The organism is Rhodococcus sp. 008, assembly GCF_001682295.1.
GTDB classification, from domain to species: domain Bacteria; phylum Actinomycetota; class Actinomycetes; order Mycobacteriales; family Mycobacteriaceae; genus Rhodococcus_F; species Rhodococcus_F qingshengii.
On the sequence record NZ_CP012749.1, the window covers coordinates 3,707,108 to 3,725,389 of the forward strand.

The window sequence follows — 18,282 nt, forward strand, 5'->3', positions numbered from 1 at the left end:
GGAGACGCCCAGTGAGTCAACGGGAGTGGATCGAGAAGGACTTCTACAAGGAGCTGGGCGTCTCGTCCACCGCGACGGCCGACGAAATCAAGAAGGCGTATCGCAAGCTGGCTCGGGATCTTCATCCCGACGCCAACCCTGACGATGCGAAGGCCGAAGAGCGTTTCAAGTCCGTCAGTGAAGCTCATGCCGTTCTGTCTGATCCGGACAAGCGCAAGGAGTACGACGAGGCTCGGCGCCTCTTTGCCAGCGGCGGCTTCGGCCCCCGCGCGCAGGGCGGCGGCGGATTCAACCCCGGCGCTGGTGGTTTCGACATCAACGACCTGTTCGGCGGCGGGGCCGGTGGGCAGGACTCGGGTCTCGGAGACATCTTCGGCGGATTGTTCAACCGCGGGGGAGCGGGTCAGCGAACAGCTGCGCCCAACCGCCCGCGTCGAGGCAAGGATCTCGAGACCGAGACGACGCTCGCCTTCCGTGAAGCAGCGCTCGGTGTCACCGTCCCTCTTCGTCTGACCAGCCCTACGTCGTGCACCACGTGTCACGGCAGCGGCGCAAAGCCAGGCACCAGCCCGCGAGTGTGCCCACATTGCAACGGAACCGGCGTGGTCAGCCGGAACCAGGGCGCCTTCGGATTCAGTGAGCCGTGTGACGATTGCCGGGGAACCGGCTCGATCATCGACTCGCCGTGTGAAGACTGCCACGGTAGCGGCGTCACCAATCGCACACGGACCATCACGGTTCGCGTGCCTGCCGGTGTGAGCGACGGTCAGAAGATCAGACTCAAGGGCAAGGGCGAAGCGGGACTCCGCGGCGCTCCGGCCGGCGACCTGTTCGTCAACATCCGCGTCAAGCCGGACAGTGTCTTCGGACGCAACGGCGACGACCTGACACTGACGGTTCCGGTGAGCTACGGCGAGCTGGTGCTGGGAACGACACTGTCCGTGCCGACTTTGGAAGGCCGTGTCGGAGTGAAGGTTCCGGCTGGAACGGTGGACGGACGCATTCTGCGAGTTCGCGGACGCGGTATCCCCAAGCGGCCGGACGGTGCCGGTGACCTTCTGGTCACGGTCAAGGTATCCGTTCCGCAGAAGTTGGACGACCCGGCGATCGAAGCGCTGAAAACCTATCTCGAAGCCGAGAAGGCGAGCGGGTTCGATCCACGGGCCGGGTGGGCCGGTGCATGATGACAGAGCGACCGCAGAATCAATGGGATGCGACGGTCGATCCTGACGCTCAGATCTTCGTGATCTCGGTGGCAGCCGAGTTGGCCGGAATGCACGCGCAGACTTTGCGTAACTACGACCGACTCGGGTTGGTCACCCCGCATCGAACCACCGGTGGCGGACGACGCTACTCCCCGCGCGATGTTGCGCTTCTTCGTGAAGTACAACGGCTTTCGCAGGACGAGGGAGTCAACCTTGCCGGAATCAAACGAATCATCGAACTGACCAACCAGGTCGAGGCTCTGCAGCATCGCGTCCGCGAATTGGCCGAGGAGATCGCGAAAGTCCATGCGGGCTATCGCCGGGATCTCGTGCCGATTCCGCGCAACAACGCGTTGGTGGTCTGGAAGCCCCGCAACCAGCGATAGTCGGACCTTTACACAAACGGCTCCACGCCCTGTCGGATTCATTTCGTCGAATCCGCCAGGGCGTGGAGCCGTTTCGGCGTTTCCACCCAGCGGGAAGAGATCTGTCGACGCCGCCTCAATGTGCATAGCGTCCGCTTCCATGATTCCACTTTTCAGCGTTTGACGTTATCCAGATCACATTCTATGCTCCATCCCAAGCAACTGCTTGCTAGATCGTCAAGCGGGTGCTTGGTTGGCTGGTGCTCGAAATCAGGCACGTCCACCGGCCGATCATTCTTTCGTCAGGTATTCGCCTGACGTTCGGTGCATACATGTGTTCTAGGAGTGCAGACATGAATCGTCGGCCCATTCTTGTTGCGGCAGTTGCCGTGACGGCTCTGGCTCTTGCAGGGTGCAGTGGTTCTTCGGAGTCCGACGGAGGTGCGGACTCGCCCTACCGTGTGCTGCTGACCGGCGGGATCAGTGCACAGGGAGTCCTCGCGGCTAATTCGCAGACCTCGCTGCTCGCCACCAAGGCGGGCGTTCAGGTCCAGAACGAAGCCGGGGGGATCGGTGGCCGTCAGATCGAGCTCACTACGGTGGACGACGCGGGTGACGCAACCATCGCCGTCACCAAGCTGCGCGAAGCCATCAATTCGGGGAACAAGCCTGACCTCTACCTGAACTCGGGTCCGTCGTCGATCGCGGCTGCGGTTCTGCCGATCCTCAAGCAGAACAACATTCTCTCGATGAGCATGGCTCCCTCGCCCGATTCGACGGACCCCTCGAAGTTCCCGCTCAACTTCGATCTGGCTCCGGGTGCGACCGATACCGCTCGCGGAATTTCCGAGTACGCGAAGTCCAAGGGTTACAGCAGCGTCGGAGTCTTGCACGGCAGCACCGCTTACGGTGAGCTGTTCGGCGAAGAAATGACCAGTGCTTTGCAATCCGCAGGTCTGAAGGCCGCCGGTAACGAGGAGTACGACGCCGCCGCTTTGGACATGACGGCGCAGTTGCAGTCGCTCAAGAATTCGGGTGCCGCGGCAATCGCCTTGGATGCGTACGGCGCTCCTCTCGGATACGTGTTGCAAAGCCTCGAGCGACTCGGCTGGGACGTGCCGCTGGTCGGAAACACCTCGGTGTCTGCCACCAACCTGATCGCGAATGATCCGCCGGCCGGTGTGCTCGGCACCCCGCAGGTGAAGAACCTGGTGACGCAGGTGTTCAGCAGCACGGTGTTCGATCCGAACAACGCACTCGTCAACACGATGGTGGACACGATGGCTTCGCTGGGCTCCATCCCGTCGACGTTGATCCTCGCAGACAACTACGACGCATTCCCCCTCGTCGCGGCGGCAGCGGAGAAGGTCGGCAGTTCGACCGATCCGAAGAAGCTCGCCGAAGCACTGGAAACCACTGAGGTCCAGGAGAATGCCAAGACCGCATTCCTCTCGCGCTACAACTTCAGCTCCGACAACCACGGCCCGAACCCGGACACCAGCGAGCTGAAGTTCATCAGCCCGACGAAGATCCTCAACGGTCAGTTCGGAAACCCGGCTGCGTCATGACCATTCTGTGGTCCGGGTTGGCGCTCGGCGCGGTTTACGTGCTGGTTGCCATCGGGTACAACATCGTTTTCGTTTCCTCCAACACTTTCAACTTCGCTCAAGCTCAGCTGATGATGGTGGGCACCTTTGTCGCCTACACGGGTTTGGTGACCCTGAAACTTCCCGTTCTCGTGGTGGCCGTCATGGCTACCGTGACCGTGATGCTCCTCGCCTCGGTCGAGGAGATCGTCGCGATCAGACCGGTGGCCGATCACCAGAACCAGTTGGTCACGACGTTGGGTGTCGCAACTCTGCTCAACGGCGCCACTCAATTGATCTGGGGTAGTGAACCTCTCACGGTTCCGTTCTTCGGATCGAACGAACCGATCACCCTGCTCGGCGGCCGTACCTACCCGGTCGAGATCGCTCTGCTGGTTGCGGCGATCGCACTGGTCGTCGGGTTGAGTTACGTCTCGAAGAAAACGATGACGGGTCTGGCTCTGATCGGCATCTCCGAGGATCGTGAAGCGGCGATGCTGCGAGGAGTCAACGTACGACGGTTGGCACTGGGAGCGTTTGCCTTCTCGGGTGCCTTGGCCGGTGTCCTCGGACTCTTCGTCGGCCCCAAGACGTTTGCAGTTGCGACGTTGGGTGCAGCGTTGGCCCTCAAGGGATTCGTGGCGTTGGCGATCGGCGGGTTCGGCTCTCTGCCTGGCGCTTTGATCGGCGGTCTGACCGTCGGCCTGGTGGAATCGTTCACCGCCCTGTGGGCGGGAAGTCAGTACAGCAATATCGCCGTCTTCACGGTGCTGATCGTCATCTTGATGGTCAAACCGGCTGGACTGTTCGGCAATGTCCGAGAACGGGTGGTGTGAGATGGTAAGTGCGTGGCGGACTTTCCGTTCCCTACCGAGCTGGATCATCCCACTCGTCCTGGCCGTGGTGATCCTGCTGCTGCCCGTGATGGGACTCGACCTGTCGACATCACGTCAGATTCAATTGGCCTGCATCCTGGCACTTGTGGTCAGTGGCCTGAACTTGAGCCTCGGCTTTGCCGGTGAACTGGCACTCGGCCAGGCAGCGATGTACGCGGCCGGTGCCTACACCGCGGGTCTGATGTCCCAGGCAGGTCACACCGACATTCTGCTTCAGCTTGCTGCCTCCGGAGCAGTGGCACTGGCGGTCGGAATCCTGACCGGTGTTCCCGGTCTGCGCCTGGGCAACTGGTCCCTGGCGATGACGTCGTTCTTCCTGGTTCTGCTGGTACCGGACGTACTGGCGATCTTCGGTGGCAAGACCGGCGGCCGAAACGGCCTTACCGGTATGGAGCCGCCGACGTTCTTCGGTTCCGAACTCGACACCCAGCAGTACTACATGGTGGTCGTCGTCGTGACCGTGCTCTGGTTCGCGGTGATGCGTAACCTGGTGGTCTCGCGGCACGGCATCGCGTTCCGCACGCTCAAGCAGTCGCCGGTTCTGGCGTCGTCGCAGGGTGTATCGGTGTTCCGGATGAAGCTGCTCGGTTATGCCATCGGTGCGTTCCCCGCCGGTCTGGCGGGTGCGCTGTTCGCCAACACCGACCTGTTCATCTCGCCGGAAGCCTTCGGGTTCACCTTTGCCACAGCAGTTCTGGCGGCGTCGATCCTCGGCGGTGCGGCAAGTGTGTACGGCGCCGTGGTCGGTGCCGCGATCATGCAGCTCGGTCCCAACCAGTCGACGGCGTTCCAGGAGTATTCGCTGATCTTCTACGGCGGCTTCCTGATCATCGGCGGTGTGCTTCTCTCCGGGGGTTTGACCAAGGTCGGGCGAGCGATCGTCTCGAAACTCGATCGCAAGGCCGGCCTGGGCGTAGTCACTGCAAAGGAAAACAGCGGTGGGACACCGGAACTGGCGCCGATCAACGGAGCACGGTTGGTGGTCGACGGAGTGTCCAAAGCGTTCGGTGGCAACCAGGCGCTCAATGCGGCAACCCTGACCGCAGAGGCCGGTAAGGTCACCGCGTTGATCGGGCCCAACGGTTCGGGTAAGACGACCATGCTCAACATGATCTGCGGCTTCTACACCGCAGATGCGGGCGTGATCACGATCGGTGACACGGTGGTCTCGCAGTCGTCGCCGCACAAGGTGGCGCGCGTGGGTGTGGCGCGCACGTTCCAAACTCCGACGATTCCGGAAAACATCACGGTTCTGGAAGCTGTTGCATCCGGACGTTATTCGGTGCACCGAGCGTCGATGGCGTCGGCTGTGCTTCGCCTGCCCAGCTTCCGCAGGATCGCGAAGGCCGACATCGTCGAGGCCGAGCGTGTCCTCGAACTCGTGGGGATGTCGCACTTGCGCAACGAGATCGCGACGTCGCTGCCCCTGGGGATGCGTCGCATGCTCGAGGTTGCTCGCGCCGTCATCGCCGAACCGAGGGTCGTCCTCTTCGACGAGGTGGCATCCGGACTCGACGAGGACGAACTCGAACGCCTGGCAGATCTGATCCGGGTACTGCGAGATGCCGGGGCGACAGTGGTGTTGGTGGAGCACAACTTCCGCCTCGTCCTCTCGCTGGCGGACGAGATAGTCGTGCTGGCGCAAGGGCAGGTGATCGCCACCGGCGATGCGGCAACCATCGAACATCACCCACGCGTCTTGAGCGAGTACCTCGGAGTCAAGTCCGGTGACGAAGAAGCACTTCTCGAAGAAATCGGCGCGGTAGACCATCAGACCAGTGAGGTGAAGTGATGGAACCGATTCTGAAGGTCCGAAACTTGCAGACCGGGTACGGCGATCTGCGCGTCGTCTGGGATGTCTCGTTCGACGTCTATCCCGGTCAGGTGACCGCCCTGCTCGGACGCAACGGCGCAGGCAAGACGAGCACGCTCCGTGCCCTGTCCGGCCTCAACAAGGTGGCCTCCGGAACCGTCGAGATGGACGGCGCCGACATCACCGGAGTCCCCGCGCACAAACGGGTACGACAGGGGATGGCGTACGTGCAGGAGGGCAAGCGGGTCTTCCACAAGCAGACCGTCGAGCAGAACCTCCTGCTGGGCGGGTACACCCGCAAGGCAAAGCGCGGCGAGCTTATGGAATCCGTCGAATCGATGTACGAGATGTTCCCGATCCTGGGGGAGAAGCGTTCGCTTCCCGCCGGTTCCATGTCGGGCGGTCAGCAGCAGATGCTCGCGATCGGCGCAGCGCTGATGGCGCAGCCTAGGTTGCTCCTTCTCGACGAACCTTCGGGCGGTCTCGCTCCCGTGATCGTCGGTGAGGTGATGGACCGCGTCCAACAACTCAAGGAAACCGGCCTGGCTGTTCTACTGGTCGAGCAGGCAGTCGAGGCCGCGATGAGCGTCGCCGATCATGTGACGGTCCTCGACATCGGCAAGGTGGTTCTCGACGCCGACGCCAAGGACATCGACGACCTGGCAGTGCTCAAGGATGCGTATTTCGGACGCGTCTGAACGGCAATGACGGCTTCAGCCCGGCCACCTCGGCCGGGCTGAAGCCGTTTCCCGCTCCGTGGCACGGGCCCTAGCCGGCTCGGGGCCATCGATCTACCGTCCTGCAAACAACTCCCGCGAGAGGCAAACTCGATGACCACTGCTCCCGACGTGCTCGCCCCGGCGAAGCTCGGCCCGGTGACCCTTCGAAATCGAATCATCAAGTCCGCGACATTCGAAGGCAAAACTCCCGACGCCCTGGTCACCGACGAGCTGATCGAGTTCCATCGTCGCCCAGCCGCCGGCGGAGTCGGGATGTCCACCGTCGCGTATTGCGCCGTCGCACCGGAAGGGCGCACCGAATACGGCCAGCTCTGGATGCGGCCCGATGCCCTCCCCGGGCTTCGGCGGCTCACCGATGCCATTCACGCCGAAGGTGCTGCTGCGTCGGCGCAGCTCGGCCATGCCGGTCCCGTGGCGAATCAGAAGTCGACCGGACTGCCCGCGCTGGCACCGTCGAGTTCGTTCAATCCGTTGAGCATGAGGATGATTCGCACTGCCACGACAGCGGACATCATCAGAATTGCGGCCGCGCACGGGAGCGCTGCGCGACTTGCCGTCGAGGCAGGATTCGACGCCGTCGAGATCCACTTCGGTCACAACTATTTCGCGAGCTCGTTCCTGAGCCCGAAACTCAACCGTCGTAAGGACTCCTACGGCGGATCGCTGGAGAACCGGGCTCGCGTCGTACTCGAAACTGCACGCAGTGTGCGCGATGCCGTCGGTGACAAGATCGCGATCTTGGCCAAGCTGAACATGGACGACGGTGTGCCAGGCGGATTCTGGGTGGACGAAGCAATCCAGGTGGCGCAGTGGCTCGAAGCATCCGGAAGCGTCGACGCGCTCGAGTTGACGATGGGCAGTTCACTGCTCAACCCGATGTACCTGTTCAAGGGCGATGCGCCGATCCGCGAGTTCGCCGCCGCGATGCCGCAACCTGTTCGACTCGGTGTGCAATTGGTGGGTAAGAGCATGTTGCATACCTATCCGTACAAGCCGTTGTTCATGCTGGAAGAGGCTCGGCAGATTCGTGCTGCGGTGAAGTTGCCGCTCGTGCTGCTCGGGGGTGTCACGGACAAAGCGGGCATGGATACCGCAATGGCGGAAGGGTTCGAGTTCGTCGCCATGGCACGGGCGCTGCTCAGAGAACCGGATCTGATCAATCGGATCGCGGCCGAATCCGATACCCAATCACTGTGCATCCACTGCAACAAGTGCATGCCCACGATCTTCAGTGGCGCCCGCTGCGTGTTGGTCGAACGCGTCTGAGCTGGTCAGCGCACACCACGTCCCGACATCCATGCGGATACCGGGTCGTGGGCCGTAGCGGATCAAGTTCGTGGTTGCATCAACGCTTGGTTCAGTTCTGCGTGAAGACGTCGTAGGAGGCGTTCATCGTGGGGTAGCCGGTGGCCATGTAGTCGGTGAGGATGACGTGCGTCGGGTCGCCGATGATGCGAGTCCCGTCGAGGGTGGGGTTGCCGACGTAGTTGTTGGCAGCCATGACCGTCTGGACGCCGTCGGCGACGTTGTAGGTGACGTCGACACCGATACCGCGGGGATCGCTGCTGTAGGCGGTGACGATCTCGGTGGTGTGCGGGGCCAGGTAGGAGCGCGGGCCGTTGATCCACTGTCCGTAGGGGTTGGACGCGCTGTCCAGCAGCATCGGGTTGTCGGTGTTGTTGGTGATGGTCATGGCAACCGTCGGGCCGTCGGTGGGCATGGTGCCGGCGTTGGCGATCGCTGCGGTTCCCAGTGCGGTTCCGCCGACAGCGAGGGCGATTGCGGTGACTGCTACGAAGCGAGTGGTGTTGGTACGCATGATGTCTGCTCCTGGGATGGTGTGTGGTTGCCGTTCTCGGCGATGAATCAATCTTGTCGCGAATGAGTGCTGCAGTATGTCCGCCGACGGGGCCGTGGCGGGGTTGAATCTCTTGTCCCCCGATCGGGGGAGGCGTAAGTGCTCGCATTGCTGGTACGGGCGTGAGAAAGTGAGCAATGCGCGAAGGCACGAAGCCGCTGGCCGGCAAGGTTTCCGTGGTGGTCGGCGACGATCACCCACTGTTCCGTGAGGGCGTGGTTCGGGCTCTGACCGGCAGTGACAGCATCGACGTCCTGGGCGAGGCCGACGACGGCGCAGCAGCGCTCGCAATGATCCGCGAACTACGCCCGCAGGTCGCGCTGCTCGACTTCCGGATGCCGCACCTGGATGGAACTCAGGTCGCCGCCGCAGTCGTTCGAGACGAGCTTCCGACGCGTGTGCTTCTGCTCAGCGCTCACGACGAATCGTCTGTCGTGTACCAGGCCCTGCAAGCCGGTGCTGCCGGATTCCTGCCGAAGGAATCGACTCGCGCCGAGATCGTGAGTGCCGTGCTCGACTGTGCTGCGGGACGAGATGTGTTGCCGCCCAGTATCGCCGCCGGATTGGTAGGAGAGGTTCGGCGTCGTAGTGAACCGTCCGGTCCGACGCTCAGCGCGCGCGAACGTGAGGTTCTCGGATTGATCGCGCAGGGCGCCAGCATCCCGGTCATCGCCTCACAACTCTTTCTTGCGCCCTCCACCGTCAAAACCCACGTGCAGCGCCTCTACGAGAAACTCGGAGTCAACGATCGAGGCGCCGCCGTCGCCGCTGCAATGCGGCAGGGATTGTTGGAGTGAGCAAGCGTCACCGAAGCACGTACGTGACGTTCATGGCCGGGTAACCCGAGGTCATCGTCACCGTGACGTCGTGGCTGTCGGGGGCGTACGTACCTCCGGCATCCGCCCTGGTCTTCGAGTTGGTAGCACTGAAGACAAACACTCCACCGTCGTCGGAGCGGTACGTGAGCACGATGGGGAAGTCGTTCTGGTTCTTGCTCGTGGCCACAACGTTCACGTTCATGTTGGGGAGGATGTAGTCCGCCGGCGGGACGACCCAGTCGCCGTTCGGGTTGGATGCGTCGACCAGATACAGGGCCCCGCGACCCGAATTGCTGATCATCGCCGTCGTGACGGATGTGTCGGTCATCGACTTCACCGTGTTCGCACCGGCGGAGCGGGCAACCAGAGCTGCCATGCTGAGGCCGGAGAAGGAAAGTGCTTCAGGTCGAATTGTGTTGGTGCTCATCATGTTCTCCTCGATTTGTCGGTCTCGGTGACCGTGTGTTTCTGTGATGAGACAACTATGGCCCCGAAATCCCTTCGGGTCTGTCCACCTACGGGTCCGAGTGCTGGACGACATCGCTGTCCCCCGATCGGTGGACACAGCGCTCTCCGCCCACCCAGTGTCATGGGGTGGAGGCTTCGCCCACCCAGCGGGAGAACCTGTTCCTCTACCATTCAACCCACTCGTAGCGTGGCCACCATGACCGATCCTGACTTCTCCACCGCACCACTCGACGTCGTAGTCATCGGCGCCGGCGTCGCCGGCATGTACGCCATGCACCGACTTCGCGAGCAGGGGCTGCGTGTCCACGGCTTCGAGGCGGGCTCCGGAGTGGGCGGCACGTGGTACTTCAACCGCTACCCGGGCGCACGCTGCGATGTCGAGAGTTTCGACTACTCCTACTCGTTCTCCGAAGAGTTGCAACAGGATTGGGACTGGAGCGAGAAGTACGCCGCGCAGCCGGAGATCCTGTCCTACCTCGATCACGTCGCCGATCGCTTCGACCTACGCAGTGGGTTCACTTTCGATACCCGTGTCCTGAGCGCACAGTTCGACGAGGACTCGTCGACGTGGCGAGTGCACACCGACGGTGGTCATGACGTCACCTCGCGGTTCGTGGTGTGCGCCACGGGCAGCCTCTCGACCGCGAACGTTCCGAACATTGCAGGTCGCGAGACTTTCGGCGGTGAGGTCTTCCACACCGGCTTCTGGCCGCACGAGGGCGTCGATTTCACCGGCAAGCGAGTGGGAGTGATCGGCACCGGATCGTCGGGCATCCAGTCCGTTCCGTTGATCGCCGAGCAGGCCGATCACCTCTTCGTGTTCCAGCGGTCCGCGAATTACAGTGTGCCGGCGGGAAACACGCCTCTCGATGACAAACGACGCGCAGAGATCAAGGCCGACTACGCCGAGCGTCGAGCGCTGTCCAAGCGCAGTGGCGGTGGATCTCCGTTCGTTTCGGATCCTCGCAGCGCGCTCGAGGTGTCCGAGGCCGAGAGGAACGCGGCCTACGAGGAGCGGTGGAAGCTCGGCGGTGTTCTGTTCGCCAAAACCTTCGCAGACCAGACCAGCAACATCGACGCCAACGCGACGGCGGCCGCATTTGCCGAGGCCAAGATCAGATCGGTGGTCGAAGATCAGGCCATCGCCGACCTGCTGATCCCGAACGACCACCCCATCGGGACCAAGCGGATCGTGACGGACACCGACTACTACCAGAGCTACAACCGTGACAACGTGAGCCTGGTCGATCTCAAGAGCGCACCGATCGAGGCAATCGACGAGGCCGGGATCAAGACGACCGACTCGCACTACGAACTCGACGCATTGGTGTTCGCCACCGGCTTCGATGCGATGACCGGGGCACTCGATCGCATCGAGATCCGTGGCCGCAACGGCGAGACCTTGCGAGAGAACTGGCATGCGGGTCCGAGAACCTATCTTGGTTTGGGAGTTCACGGCTTCCCGAACCTGTTCATCGTCACCGGGCCGGGCAGCCCGAGTGTGCTGTCCAACATGATTCTCGCTGCCGAACAGCACGTCGACTGGATCGCCGACGCGATCAACCACCTCGATTCGGCGGGCATCGACACCATCGAGCCGAGTGCCGAAGCCGTGGACAACTGGCTCGAGGAGTGCTCACGCCGGGCGTCGGCAACATTGTTCCCATCCGCGAACTCCTGGTACATGGGAGCCAACATCCCGGGAAAGCCGAGGATATTCATGCCCTTCATCGGAGGCTTCGGTGTCTACTCCGACATCTGTGCAGACGTGGCAGCAGCGGGATACCGAGGCTTCGAGCTGAACAGCGCGGTGCACGCATGAGCCGGCTGGAGGGCAAGCGGGTACTCGTGACGGGTGCGGCCGGCGGAATGGGACGCTCACACTGTGAGCGGCTCGCCGAGGAAGGCGCGTCCGTGATCGCGTTGGATGTCGAACAGGCGCAATCGGGGTTGGCGGAAACCGCTCAGGCAGTGCGTGATCGAGGCGGTGTCGCGGTCACCGGTGTGGCGGATATTCGGGACTTCGACGGTCTGGCCGCCGTCGTGGCCGAGTGCGTTACCGAACTCGGCGGGTTGGACGTCGTGGTCGCGAATGCAGGCGTCTACGACACGCCGGGACCGTCGTGGACCATCGATCCTGCAGTGTGGAACCGCTCGCTGGACGTCAATCTGACCGGGGCGTGGCACACCGTCAAGGCCTGCGTTCCGCACTTCGGCGACGGTGGATCCGTCGTTCTGGTCAGCTCGACAGCGGGAATCAAAGGTATTGCCGGAGCAAGTCATTACAGCGCAGCCAAGCATGCCGTGGTGGGCCTGGCCAGAACGCTGGCCAACGAGTTGGGGGCGCAGAGTATCCGCGTCAACTCCGTGCATCCGGGTTCGGTACGTACCCCGATGATCATCAACGAGCGAGTGTTCGCGAACCTGTGCCCGGACATCGAGAATCCCACCGAAGCAGACGCTGCTGCAGTGCTCAGCGCTCGCAACTTGCTGCCCGTTCCCTGGGTCGATCCGGTGGACGTCAGTAATGCGGTCCTGTTCCTCGCATCCGCGGAGTCCCGCTACATGACCGGCTGTCAGTTGGTTGTCGACGCCGGCCTGACCCAGAAAGTGTGAATTGATGACTTCTCGATTGGAAGGCAAGATCGCGCTGATCACGGGTGCGGCACGAGGAATCGGGCGGGCTCAGGCCGTGCGTTTTGCCGAAGAGGGCGCGGACATCATCGCGGTCGACGTGTGCACCTCGGTGGAAACCACAGTCACGCCGCCCGCGACGGAGGCCGATCTCGATGAGACAGTGGCGCAGATCCGGGCGCTGGGGCGAAAGGTCGAATCTGCGGTAGTGGACGTTCGGGATCTCGAGGCACTACGCAGTGCCGTGGACTCGGCCGTCGGAACGCTCGGTGGTCTCGACATCGTCTGCGCTACAGCTGGTATCACGTCCTCCGACGGGGCCCTGACCATGTCGGAAACGATGTGGCAGACCATGGTGGACGTCAATCTGACCGGCGTGTGGCACACCACGACCGTCGCGGCTCCGCACTTGATCGCGCGGGGCGGGGGATCGATGACACTCACAAGCTCCATCGCCGGACTTCGGGGGCTGGTCGGAGTCGCGCACTACACCGCAGCCAAGCATGGAGTCGTTGGTCTGATGCGTTCGCTGGCAAAGGAACTGGCTCCGCACAACGTACGCGTCAATACGGTCCATCCCACCAACGTCGACACCCTCATGATTCAAAATTCGTTGGTGCGCGGCAAGTTCCGCCCCGATCTCGAGAACCCGACGCGCGAAGAATTTGCTGCCGCAGCGATGACGATGAACATGCTCGCCATTCCGTGGATCGAACCGGTGGACGTAGCGAACGCTGCTCTGTTCCTGTCTTCCGACGAGGCTCGCTACATCACGTCGGTCGCCCTGCCGGTGGATGCAGGAAGTTCGTCCCGCTGAGGTTTCGAACAGCTGAAATCTTGAACAGCTGAGGTTTTGACACGCTGAGTTCCGCCACGGTGTGTAGCGTCGGTTTCACCTAACCGAAAGGCGTACACCGTGGCGGAACGGCGCTATCTGGAAGTCACCGTCGGGACCAACATCGTGATGGTCCTCGACCACCGCACGGTGGAGGTCTTCGACCGCACCGCCGCGAGCACGAGCGAAGTGGCTCGTTGGCATGTCGAACACATTGCGGTGAAGGCGAAACCGTCGAAGTCGGGACTGAAACTCACCATCGGGAACAGGCTCGCCGACGACTCGATCGCGGTAGCGGGTCCACGGGCATCGCTGACTGTTCCGCCGGAGAACGAGGCAGCCGTCATCGCGTTCTTCGACGAGGTCAAGGCTGCTCGGGTGTGAATCGGCAGAAGACCTTCGGCGCGGATGATTCGGGTTCTCTAGTCGAGCACGTCGTGCGCTGCCACGAAGATCGGGCCGGACGCACTTTTGTCGGGATCTCGGGAATCGAGGCTTCCGGAAAATCGACGATCGCGGACGAGTTGGCTGCCGGTATCTCGAAGTCGGGCCATGACTTCATCATGATCCATGGGGACGAGTTCTCGACTGCGAAAGCGGTACGGAACAAAGATCCTGACACGGTGCGTGGGTATCTCGAGGATGCGTACGACTATTCGAACCTGAGTAGCCGTGTGATGGTGCCGCTACGGTTGGCCGAAGTTACCGAAATTTCCTACGTCTCGACTGATCCGGAGACAGACGAATCGGTGGTGTCGAAGCCACGAGTCCCGGATCGCGCCATTGTGATCGTCGAGGGAGTGCTGCTTTTTCGCGGACTGATGCGAGATCAGTTCGACCTACGAATCTGGGTTGAAGCAAGCTTCGACGAGTCCTTGCGGCGTGCGAAGGGACGTCCGCGCGATGTGAGCTATTACGGGACGGCCGAGGCGATAGCGTCCCGGTACGAATCCCGGTTTCATCCAGCGCAGAGGATTCATCTGCGTGACGATCGACCACAACTGACCAGCCACGTAATCGTGCGTGGCTAGTCAGTCGAAAGGCCGGCGATATCAAGCTTTACGCGCGGCGGCATGGGCCCCGGCGACACGGCCGAATGCGAAGGCGTCGGCAATGTGGAATCCGCCGTCCTTCGCCGCGCTGTAGGTGGAACTGACCGCGCCCGCGGCGTAGAGGCCAGGAATCGGATTGCGGGCAGTATCGAGTACGCGGGAATGACCGTCGCGGCGCGGCCCACCGCTACTCCATCCGAGCAGTGGCGACCCGGAGACGGCGTAGAACGGAGCGGTAGCCACCGGGGCCAAAGTTTCGGGATTGCGGCCGAACGAATGGTCGATGCCGTCCGCGCACGCCTCGTTGTAGCGTCGCACGCTCGTTTCCACGACTGTTGGGTCCAGTCCGAGTTTCTCGGCGAGTTCGGCGAGCGTGTCCGCCTTTAGGATCCATCCCTTGTCGATCTCGGCTTGATTGTCCGAGCTCCACTCGTACCCTTCGTCGAGAACCCTGTGGCCGACGGGCAGTGCGTCGCGGCCGGGGCTCAGCTGTCCGGCCAACCTCATCGTCTCGTCGAAGACGACGTTCATCGGTTGCACCGGAAAGTGTTGGTAAGAACCCTCTCTGAACACATGACCATGCCGCATTTCGGCTGACTCGTCGGTGAAGCGTCTACCTTCCCGGCTGAGGAACACATAGTTGTGCGCGTTCCACAGTGCGAGGAAGAATCCAGTCGGATTCTCGAGGTCGCCGGGAATTCCCGTAATGGTCATCATGTTGTTCATGTGCCACAGATCGGCGCCCACGGCCTGTGCCATGCGGTGACCGTCGCCGGTTGCCGATGGTGAGCCCCAGATCTTCGGATTCTCCAGACGCAAGTAGTCGCGCACCATCGTCGGATTTGCTTCGAATCCTCCGGTGGCAAGGATGACGCCCCGGCGTGCCTTGATCTGCGAAGTCTTTTCACCCGAACGGATCTCGACTCCGGTCACCGCTCCGGATTCATCCGTCAGCAGTCCGGTGGCTTCGGTGTCGAATAGTGTTGTGACGCCGCGTTCAGCGAGAGCGGAGACGAGGAACCGGTAGAGAAGTTCATTGCCCATCTTCCCTTCGACGGTGTCCATCCCTGCGTAACAAGAACTTCCGTCAAGTTCGGCGAACTCTGCCGCGGAATGGAAATCGCCGGTCATCGCTACAGTTGCACCCAGACTGCGGATCCAGTCGGACAGTCCGTGAGTGTTCTCGGCCCAGGCATCGATGACGTCCTCGGCAACGGGGAACTCCCCGTTCAACGAACGCAGGAAGGTTCGGGCGGCAGCGGGGTCCTGGTTGACGAACCATCCACTGCCGGACAGTCGAGTGTTGCCGCCCGCGGAATCAGGTCCGCTCTTTTCCAGAATCACGACCGATGCGCCGTCGGCGTGCGCTTGGAGCGCTGCGGCCGATCCGGCAGCGCCCGATCCGATGACGAGTACGTCGACAATGTTATCCATGTCACAGAAGGTATTGCGGAATGGTGGTGCGGCGAACCCACCTTCCCGATGAGCGAGAAAGCCAGTGGTCGACGCCGCAGAGACGTCGCCCCGCAGGCACGTCGGGGGCCAGGCGAGGTAGCGGTTCAGTGCGTCGGGGGTGGCGCCAAAAGTGCGATATCGCGCTGTGACGTTTTCGAGACCCTAGCGTTATAGATGTGGTTGTGTCGGCGAAACCTGCCGGTGGCAGAGTTCGTCTGGAACGCAGTGACCGACACGGTTGGTTATCCGACGCACAGTGATTCATCGCTGATTCGAGCGGTGGGGCACGCCGAGTCCAGACAAGAGGCTTTCATGACTACGATCAACGAACGTTCTTCAGCTGCAAATGTTCTCGATCTCTTTGACAGCGCCGGCCGAGAAGGGCATCGGTACAGTATCGACGTGGAAAGCTACACCCCTTCGTATGCGGTACTGAGACTTGCCGGAGAATTGGACATGGGTCAGCGGGTGGAATTGGTGCACGCGCTCGACCGACTTCTCCTGGTCGGCACCGATATTCACGTCGATCTCTCCGGCGTGACCTTCATGTCGTCCGGAGTGGCGAATGCCGTTGTCGATGCTGCGGGGCGTGGCAACAACCGCATTCGCTTGTTTGCCCCGACGCGAGCGGTCTCCATGATCTTTCAGGCTCTCGGCGCCTCCGAACTCATTTCGGGCGTTGCCACGTCGACCGCTGATGCTCTCGGTGCTTGAGCCGGAAACAACTCCCACGAACGATGTGAAGTGAGCAGTGCTCGATACGCGTTGACTTGGTTTCTGGTCTGATCTGCGTGTCGATGTGCACTTTGCGGCGCGGGGTCAGGTTGTCGTCACCGGGTTGCGCCGAGATTTGCGGTAGTCTCGTTCGGTGTCGAGCAGCCGGCGCTGCCATCGACGCGTCCGGCCGCATGAACGCTTGGTGGTCCCGACTCGTAGTGAAGAGCCACACCATGGCGTATGACACCAGCAACGGTTCGACATCGTCGAATTCTCCGATCACCCAGTTCTCCGATGTGATTGGTCTGGAAGTAAGCATGCAGTTCGCACCGATACGCCGCCTCGACGACCACGCACTTGCAGGCGCCGAGTTGCAATTGCGTGGGCCTGACAATTCCTCTCTGTGTTCGGCGCATGCCCTTCGTCGCGCCTCGCAATTGATGCAGCAACGCTCGGAATTCGACAGTCACAAACTGGCCATGTCCCGTACTGCACTCGCATGCACCGTCGCGGATCGCCTGCCGTTGCTGGTGGCAGTCGACTCGGTTTCCCGAGCAGCTCTGAACGCTCCTGGTATCGAAGGAGCGACGAGAAATCTGCAACGGATCGTCATCACGGTTGACAGCGCATCGGTGCTTACCGATCCCCACAACTCTCTGGCAGTGATCAGAGAAGCCCGCGCGGGCGGGCGTCTGATTGCACTCGACGGTGTCGGCATCGACAGGCACTCGGCGACACTTCTGTCTTTGGTCGAACCCGACATCATTATCACTTCCGCTGAATTGCTTTCCAAGGCGGCATATTTCGAAGTGGGAACGACGGTGCACGCGCTCGGCGCCTACGTCGAGCGATCGAACGCGATTATCCTTGCCGAGGGTGTCGACTCGGAATCGTCCCGTCTTGCCGCAATCACCATCGGAGCCACATACGGAACGGGTGAGTTGTATCCCGCAGTCGACGATCCGAGTTCACTGTTGTCCGAACCGGTCGTCGCGATGCCCGACAGTCCGGTGTGGAGTGATCCCATCCCCGAGGTGGGCACTCCCTACTCGATCGTGTCTGCTCACAGCCGGATCCGGCGCGGTACCAAGCGTCTGTTGATCCAACTGAGCAAGTCCCTCGAAGCGCAAGCCGCCACATCGGGTTCCTCGATGCTTGTTCTGGGCACCTTTCAACAAGCCGAGCATTTCACCGCATCCACAACAGCACGGTGGCGTCACCTCGCCGACACCGTAGGGTTTGCCGGTGTCTACGGTGTCGGACTGTCCGTGATGCTCGACGGTAAAGTTCAACACGCGCCGCTCGACCCGGGTGATGATCTCGTCAACGAGTGGACGGTCGTCACTCTGGGACCGCACCATGCGGCGATGCTGTCGGCGCGAGATCTTCATGACAACGGTCCAGATCTCGAGCGGACCTTCGACTTCGTGCAAACCTACGATCGCACCGCCGTCACCCAGGCAGCGCACTCTATTCTTCGTCGTTACCCCACGACGAATTCGTGAAACCGGTGCCGAGGTTCTCGACGTTCGCCGCGAGCGCTGCCCGACCGGCGATCGTGGCTAAGGATTGGCCGGGCGCCGCGCAGCACGTCTCTTTGCTGCAGAGTTGAGTAGATACCTTTCGGCGACCGTGTAGTCCGTGACGGTTGCGCCATCCGGTGCTGTGGTGTGGGTGAGCAGTTCGAGATAGCGGCGACGGAAGACATGGGCGTCGGATTCTGCGAGTAGGAACTCCGCCGCTGAGACGACCTCTGGTTTCGGAGCAGCGCGTGCATGCCGGTTTCGGGCGGGCCGAGTGCTCATGTTTTCCTCTGGATTTCGAAAGCGTCTGTGCCGGT

Annotated in this window: 19 protein-coding genes; 15 read left to right on the forward strand and 4 right to left on the reverse strand. The window is 62.0% G+C overall.

Annotated features, from left to right (window positions below):
• Positions 1-11: 11 nt before the first annotated feature.
• From dnaJ to AOT96_RS17265, 7 genes are all read left to right on the forward strand, one after another.
• Positions 12-1,184, forward strand: coding sequence for a molecular chaperone DnaJ (gene dnaJ / locus AOT96_RS17235; protein WP_003944329.1), 1,173 nt, complete (start codon positions 12-14; stop codon positions 1,182-1,184).
• Positions 1,181-1,591 carry a heat shock protein transcriptional repressor HspR gene (locus AOT96_RS17240; protein WP_003944355.1) on the forward strand — a complete coding sequence of 137 codons (411 nt, stop codon included), beginning with the start codon at positions 1,181-1,183 and terminating at the stop codon, positions 1,589-1,591. The genes dnaJ and AOT96_RS17240 overlap by 4 nt, the downstream gene beginning before the upstream one ends.
• Positions 1,592-1,923: 332 nt before the next feature.
• Positions 1,924-3,138, forward strand: coding sequence for an ABC transporter substrate-binding protein (locus AOT96_RS17245; RefSeq protein WP_007726702.1), 1,215 nt, complete (start codon positions 1,924-1,926; stop codon positions 3,136-3,138).
• Positions 3,135-3,992, forward strand: a complete 858-nt coding sequence (locus AOT96_RS17250; protein WP_007726703.1) for a branched-chain amino acid ABC transporter permease — start codon at positions 3,135-3,137, stop codon at positions 3,990-3,992. The genes AOT96_RS17245 and AOT96_RS17250 overlap by 4 nt, the downstream gene beginning before the upstream one ends.
• Before the next feature lies 1 nt (position 3,993).
• Positions 3,994-5,844 carry a branched-chain amino acid ABC transporter ATP-binding protein/permease gene (locus AOT96_RS17255; protein ID WP_003944379.1) on the forward strand — a complete coding sequence of 617 codons (1,851 nt, stop codon included), beginning with the start codon at positions 3,994-3,996 and terminating at the stop codon, positions 5,842-5,844.
• Positions 5,844-6,563 carry an ABC transporter ATP-binding protein gene (locus AOT96_RS17260; RefSeq protein ID WP_003944438.1) on the forward strand — a complete coding sequence of 240 codons (720 nt, stop codon included), beginning with the start codon at positions 5,844-5,846 and terminating at the stop codon, positions 6,561-6,563. The genes AOT96_RS17255 and AOT96_RS17260 overlap by 1 nt, the downstream gene beginning before the upstream one ends.
• A 132-nt stretch (positions 6,564-6,695) precedes the next feature.
• Positions 6,696-7,871, forward strand: coding sequence for an NADH:flavin oxidoreductase (locus AOT96_RS17265; RefSeq protein ID WP_064074636.1), 1,176 nt, complete (start codon positions 6,696-6,698; stop codon positions 7,869-7,871).
• A 91-nt stretch (positions 7,872-7,962) separates the two neighbouring features.
• Here the strand turns inward: AOT96_RS17265 and AOT96_RS17270 are convergent, their stop codons facing one another.
• A complete protein-coding gene (locus AOT96_RS17270) occupies positions 7,963-8,424 on the reverse strand; it encodes a hypothetical protein (RefSeq protein ID WP_007726708.1) in 462 nt (153 codons plus the stop codon).
• Between the two features lie 176 nt (positions 8,425-8,600).
• Here AOT96_RS17270 and AOT96_RS17275 point away from each other — a divergent pair, with 176 nt between their 5' ends.
• Positions 8,601-9,260: a response regulator gene (locus AOT96_RS17275; RefSeq protein ID WP_003944425.1), complete on the forward strand. Its 660-nt coding sequence runs from the start codon at positions 8,601-8,603 to the stop codon at positions 9,258-9,260.
• Positions 9,261-9,267: 7 nt separating this feature from the next.
• Here AOT96_RS17275 and AOT96_RS17280 read toward each other — a convergent pair whose 3' ends face one another.
• Positions 9,268-9,708 (reverse strand): hypothetical protein, encoded by a 441-nt coding sequence (locus AOT96_RS17280; protein ID WP_047269511.1) that lies wholly within the window; start codon positions 9,706-9,708, stop codon positions 9,268-9,270.
• Positions 9,709-9,945: 237 nt separating this feature from the next.
• Here AOT96_RS17280 and AOT96_RS17285 point away from each other — a divergent pair, with 237 nt between their 5' ends.
• From AOT96_RS17285 to AOT96_RS17305, 5 genes are all read left to right on the forward strand, one after another.
• Entirely contained in the window at positions 9,946-11,571 is a 1,626-nt protein-coding gene (locus AOT96_RS17285) for a flavin-containing monooxygenase (RefSeq protein WP_007726712.1), read from the forward strand.
• Complete coding sequence (locus AOT96_RS17290) at positions 11,568-12,365, forward strand: mycofactocin-coupled SDR family oxidoreductase (RefSeq protein WP_058038555.1); 798 nt, start codon at positions 11,568-11,570, stop codon at positions 12,363-12,365. The genes AOT96_RS17285 and AOT96_RS17290 overlap by 4 nt, the downstream gene beginning before the upstream one ends.
• Positions 12,366-12,369: 4 nt before the next feature.
• Positions 12,370-13,200, forward strand: a complete 831-nt coding sequence (locus AOT96_RS17295) for a mycofactocin-coupled SDR family oxidoreductase (protein WP_065352070.1) — start codon at positions 12,370-12,372, stop codon at positions 13,198-13,200.
• A gap of 99 nt (positions 13,201-13,299) precedes the next feature.
• Positions 13,300-13,602, forward strand: coding sequence for a hypothetical protein (locus AOT96_RS17300; RefSeq protein ID WP_007726715.1), 303 nt, complete (start codon positions 13,300-13,302; stop codon positions 13,600-13,602).
• Positions 13,599-14,249, forward strand: coding sequence for a hypothetical protein (locus AOT96_RS17305; RefSeq protein WP_003944437.1), 651 nt, complete (start codon positions 13,599-13,601; stop codon positions 14,247-14,249). Before AOT96_RS17300 ends, AOT96_RS17305 begins: the two co-directional genes overlap by 4 nt.
• Positions 14,250-14,270: 21 nt before the next feature.
• On the opposite strand, the gene AOT96_RS17310 is transcribed toward AOT96_RS17305, so the two are convergent.
• A complete protein-coding gene (locus AOT96_RS17310) occupies positions 14,271-15,704 on the reverse strand; it encodes an FAD-dependent oxidoreductase (protein WP_054827521.1) in 1,434 nt (477 codons plus the stop codon).
• A gap of 423 nt (positions 15,705-16,127) precedes the next feature.
• Here AOT96_RS17310 and AOT96_RS36065 point away from each other — a divergent pair, with 423 nt between their 5' ends.
• Positions 16,128-16,439 carry an STAS domain-containing protein gene (locus AOT96_RS36065; protein ID WP_231917223.1) on the forward strand — a complete coding sequence of 104 codons (312 nt, stop codon included), beginning with the start codon at positions 16,128-16,130 and terminating at the stop codon, positions 16,437-16,439.
• Positions 16,440-16,675: 236 nt separating this feature from the next.
• Positions 16,676-17,947, forward strand: a complete 1,272-nt coding sequence (locus AOT96_RS17320) for an EAL domain-containing protein (protein ID WP_083197710.1) — start codon at positions 16,676-16,678, stop codon at positions 17,945-17,947.
• Between the two features lie 57 nt (positions 17,948-18,004).
• Here the strand turns inward: AOT96_RS17320 and AOT96_RS17325 are convergent, their stop codons facing one another.
• Positions 18,005-18,247, reverse strand: a complete 243-nt coding sequence (locus AOT96_RS17325) for a hypothetical protein (protein ID WP_065352072.1) — start codon at positions 18,245-18,247, stop codon at positions 18,005-18,007.
• Between the last annotated feature and the right edge of the window lie 35 nt (positions 18,248-18,282).

What these genes read in the sequence shown, in the direction of transcription:
- AOT96_RS17240 (WP_003944355.1), top strand. Translation starts at nt 1,181, where the DNA reads ATGATGACAGAGCGACCGCAGAATCAATGGGATGCGACGGTCGATCCT.
- AOT96_RS17245 (WP_007726702.1), top strand. Translation starts at nt 1,924, where the DNA reads ATGAATCGTCGGCCCATTCTTGTTGCGGCAGTTGCCGTGACGGCTCTG.
- AOT96_RS17250 (WP_007726703.1), top strand. Translation starts at nt 3,135, where the DNA reads ATGACCATTCTGTGGTCCGGGTTGGCGCTCGGCGCGGTTTACGTGCTG.
- AOT96_RS17255 (WP_003944379.1), top strand. Translation starts at nt 3,994, where the DNA reads ATGGTAAGTGCGTGGCGGACTTTCCGTTCCCTACCGAGCTGGATCATC.
- AOT96_RS17260 (WP_003944438.1), top strand. Translation starts at nt 5,844, where the DNA reads ATGGAACCGATTCTGAAGGTCCGAAACTTGCAGACCGGGTACGGCGAT.
- AOT96_RS17265 (WP_064074636.1), top strand. Translation starts at nt 6,696, where the DNA reads ATGACCACTGCTCCCGACGTGCTCGCCCCGGCGAAGCTCGGCCCGGTG.
- AOT96_RS17270 (WP_007726708.1), bottom strand. Translation starts at nt 8,424, where the DNA reads ATGCGTACCAACACCACTCGCTTCGTAGCAGTCACCGCAATCGCCCTC.
- AOT96_RS17275 (WP_003944425.1), top strand. Translation starts at nt 8,601, where the DNA reads ATGCGCGAAGGCACGAAGCCGCTGGCCGGCAAGGTTTCCGTGGTGGTC.
- AOT96_RS17280 (WP_047269511.1), bottom strand. Translation starts at nt 9,708, where the DNA reads ATGAGCACCAACACAATTCGACCTGAAGCACTTTCCTTCTCCGGCCTC.
- AOT96_RS17285 (WP_007726712.1), top strand. Translation starts at nt 9,946, where the DNA reads ATGACCGATCCTGACTTCTCCACCGCACCACTCGACGTCGTAGTCATC.
- AOT96_RS17290 (WP_058038555.1), top strand. Translation starts at nt 11,568, where the DNA reads ATGAGCCGGCTGGAGGGCAAGCGGGTACTCGTGACGGGTGCGGCCGGC.
- AOT96_RS17295 (WP_065352070.1), top strand. Translation starts at nt 12,370, where the DNA reads ATGACTTCTCGATTGGAAGGCAAGATCGCGCTGATCACGGGTGCGGCA.
- AOT96_RS17310 (WP_054827521.1), bottom strand. Translation starts at nt 15,704, where the DNA reads ATGGATAACATTGTCGACGTACTCGTCATCGGATCGGGCGCTGCCGGA.
- AOT96_RS17320 (WP_083197710.1), top strand. Translation starts at nt 16,676, where the DNA reads ATGGCGTATGACACCAGCAACGGTTCGACATCGTCGAATTCTCCGATC.
- AOT96_RS17325 (WP_065352072.1), bottom strand. Translation starts at nt 18,247, where the DNA reads ATGAGCACTCGGCCCGCCCGAAACCGGCATGCACGCGCTGCTCCGAAA.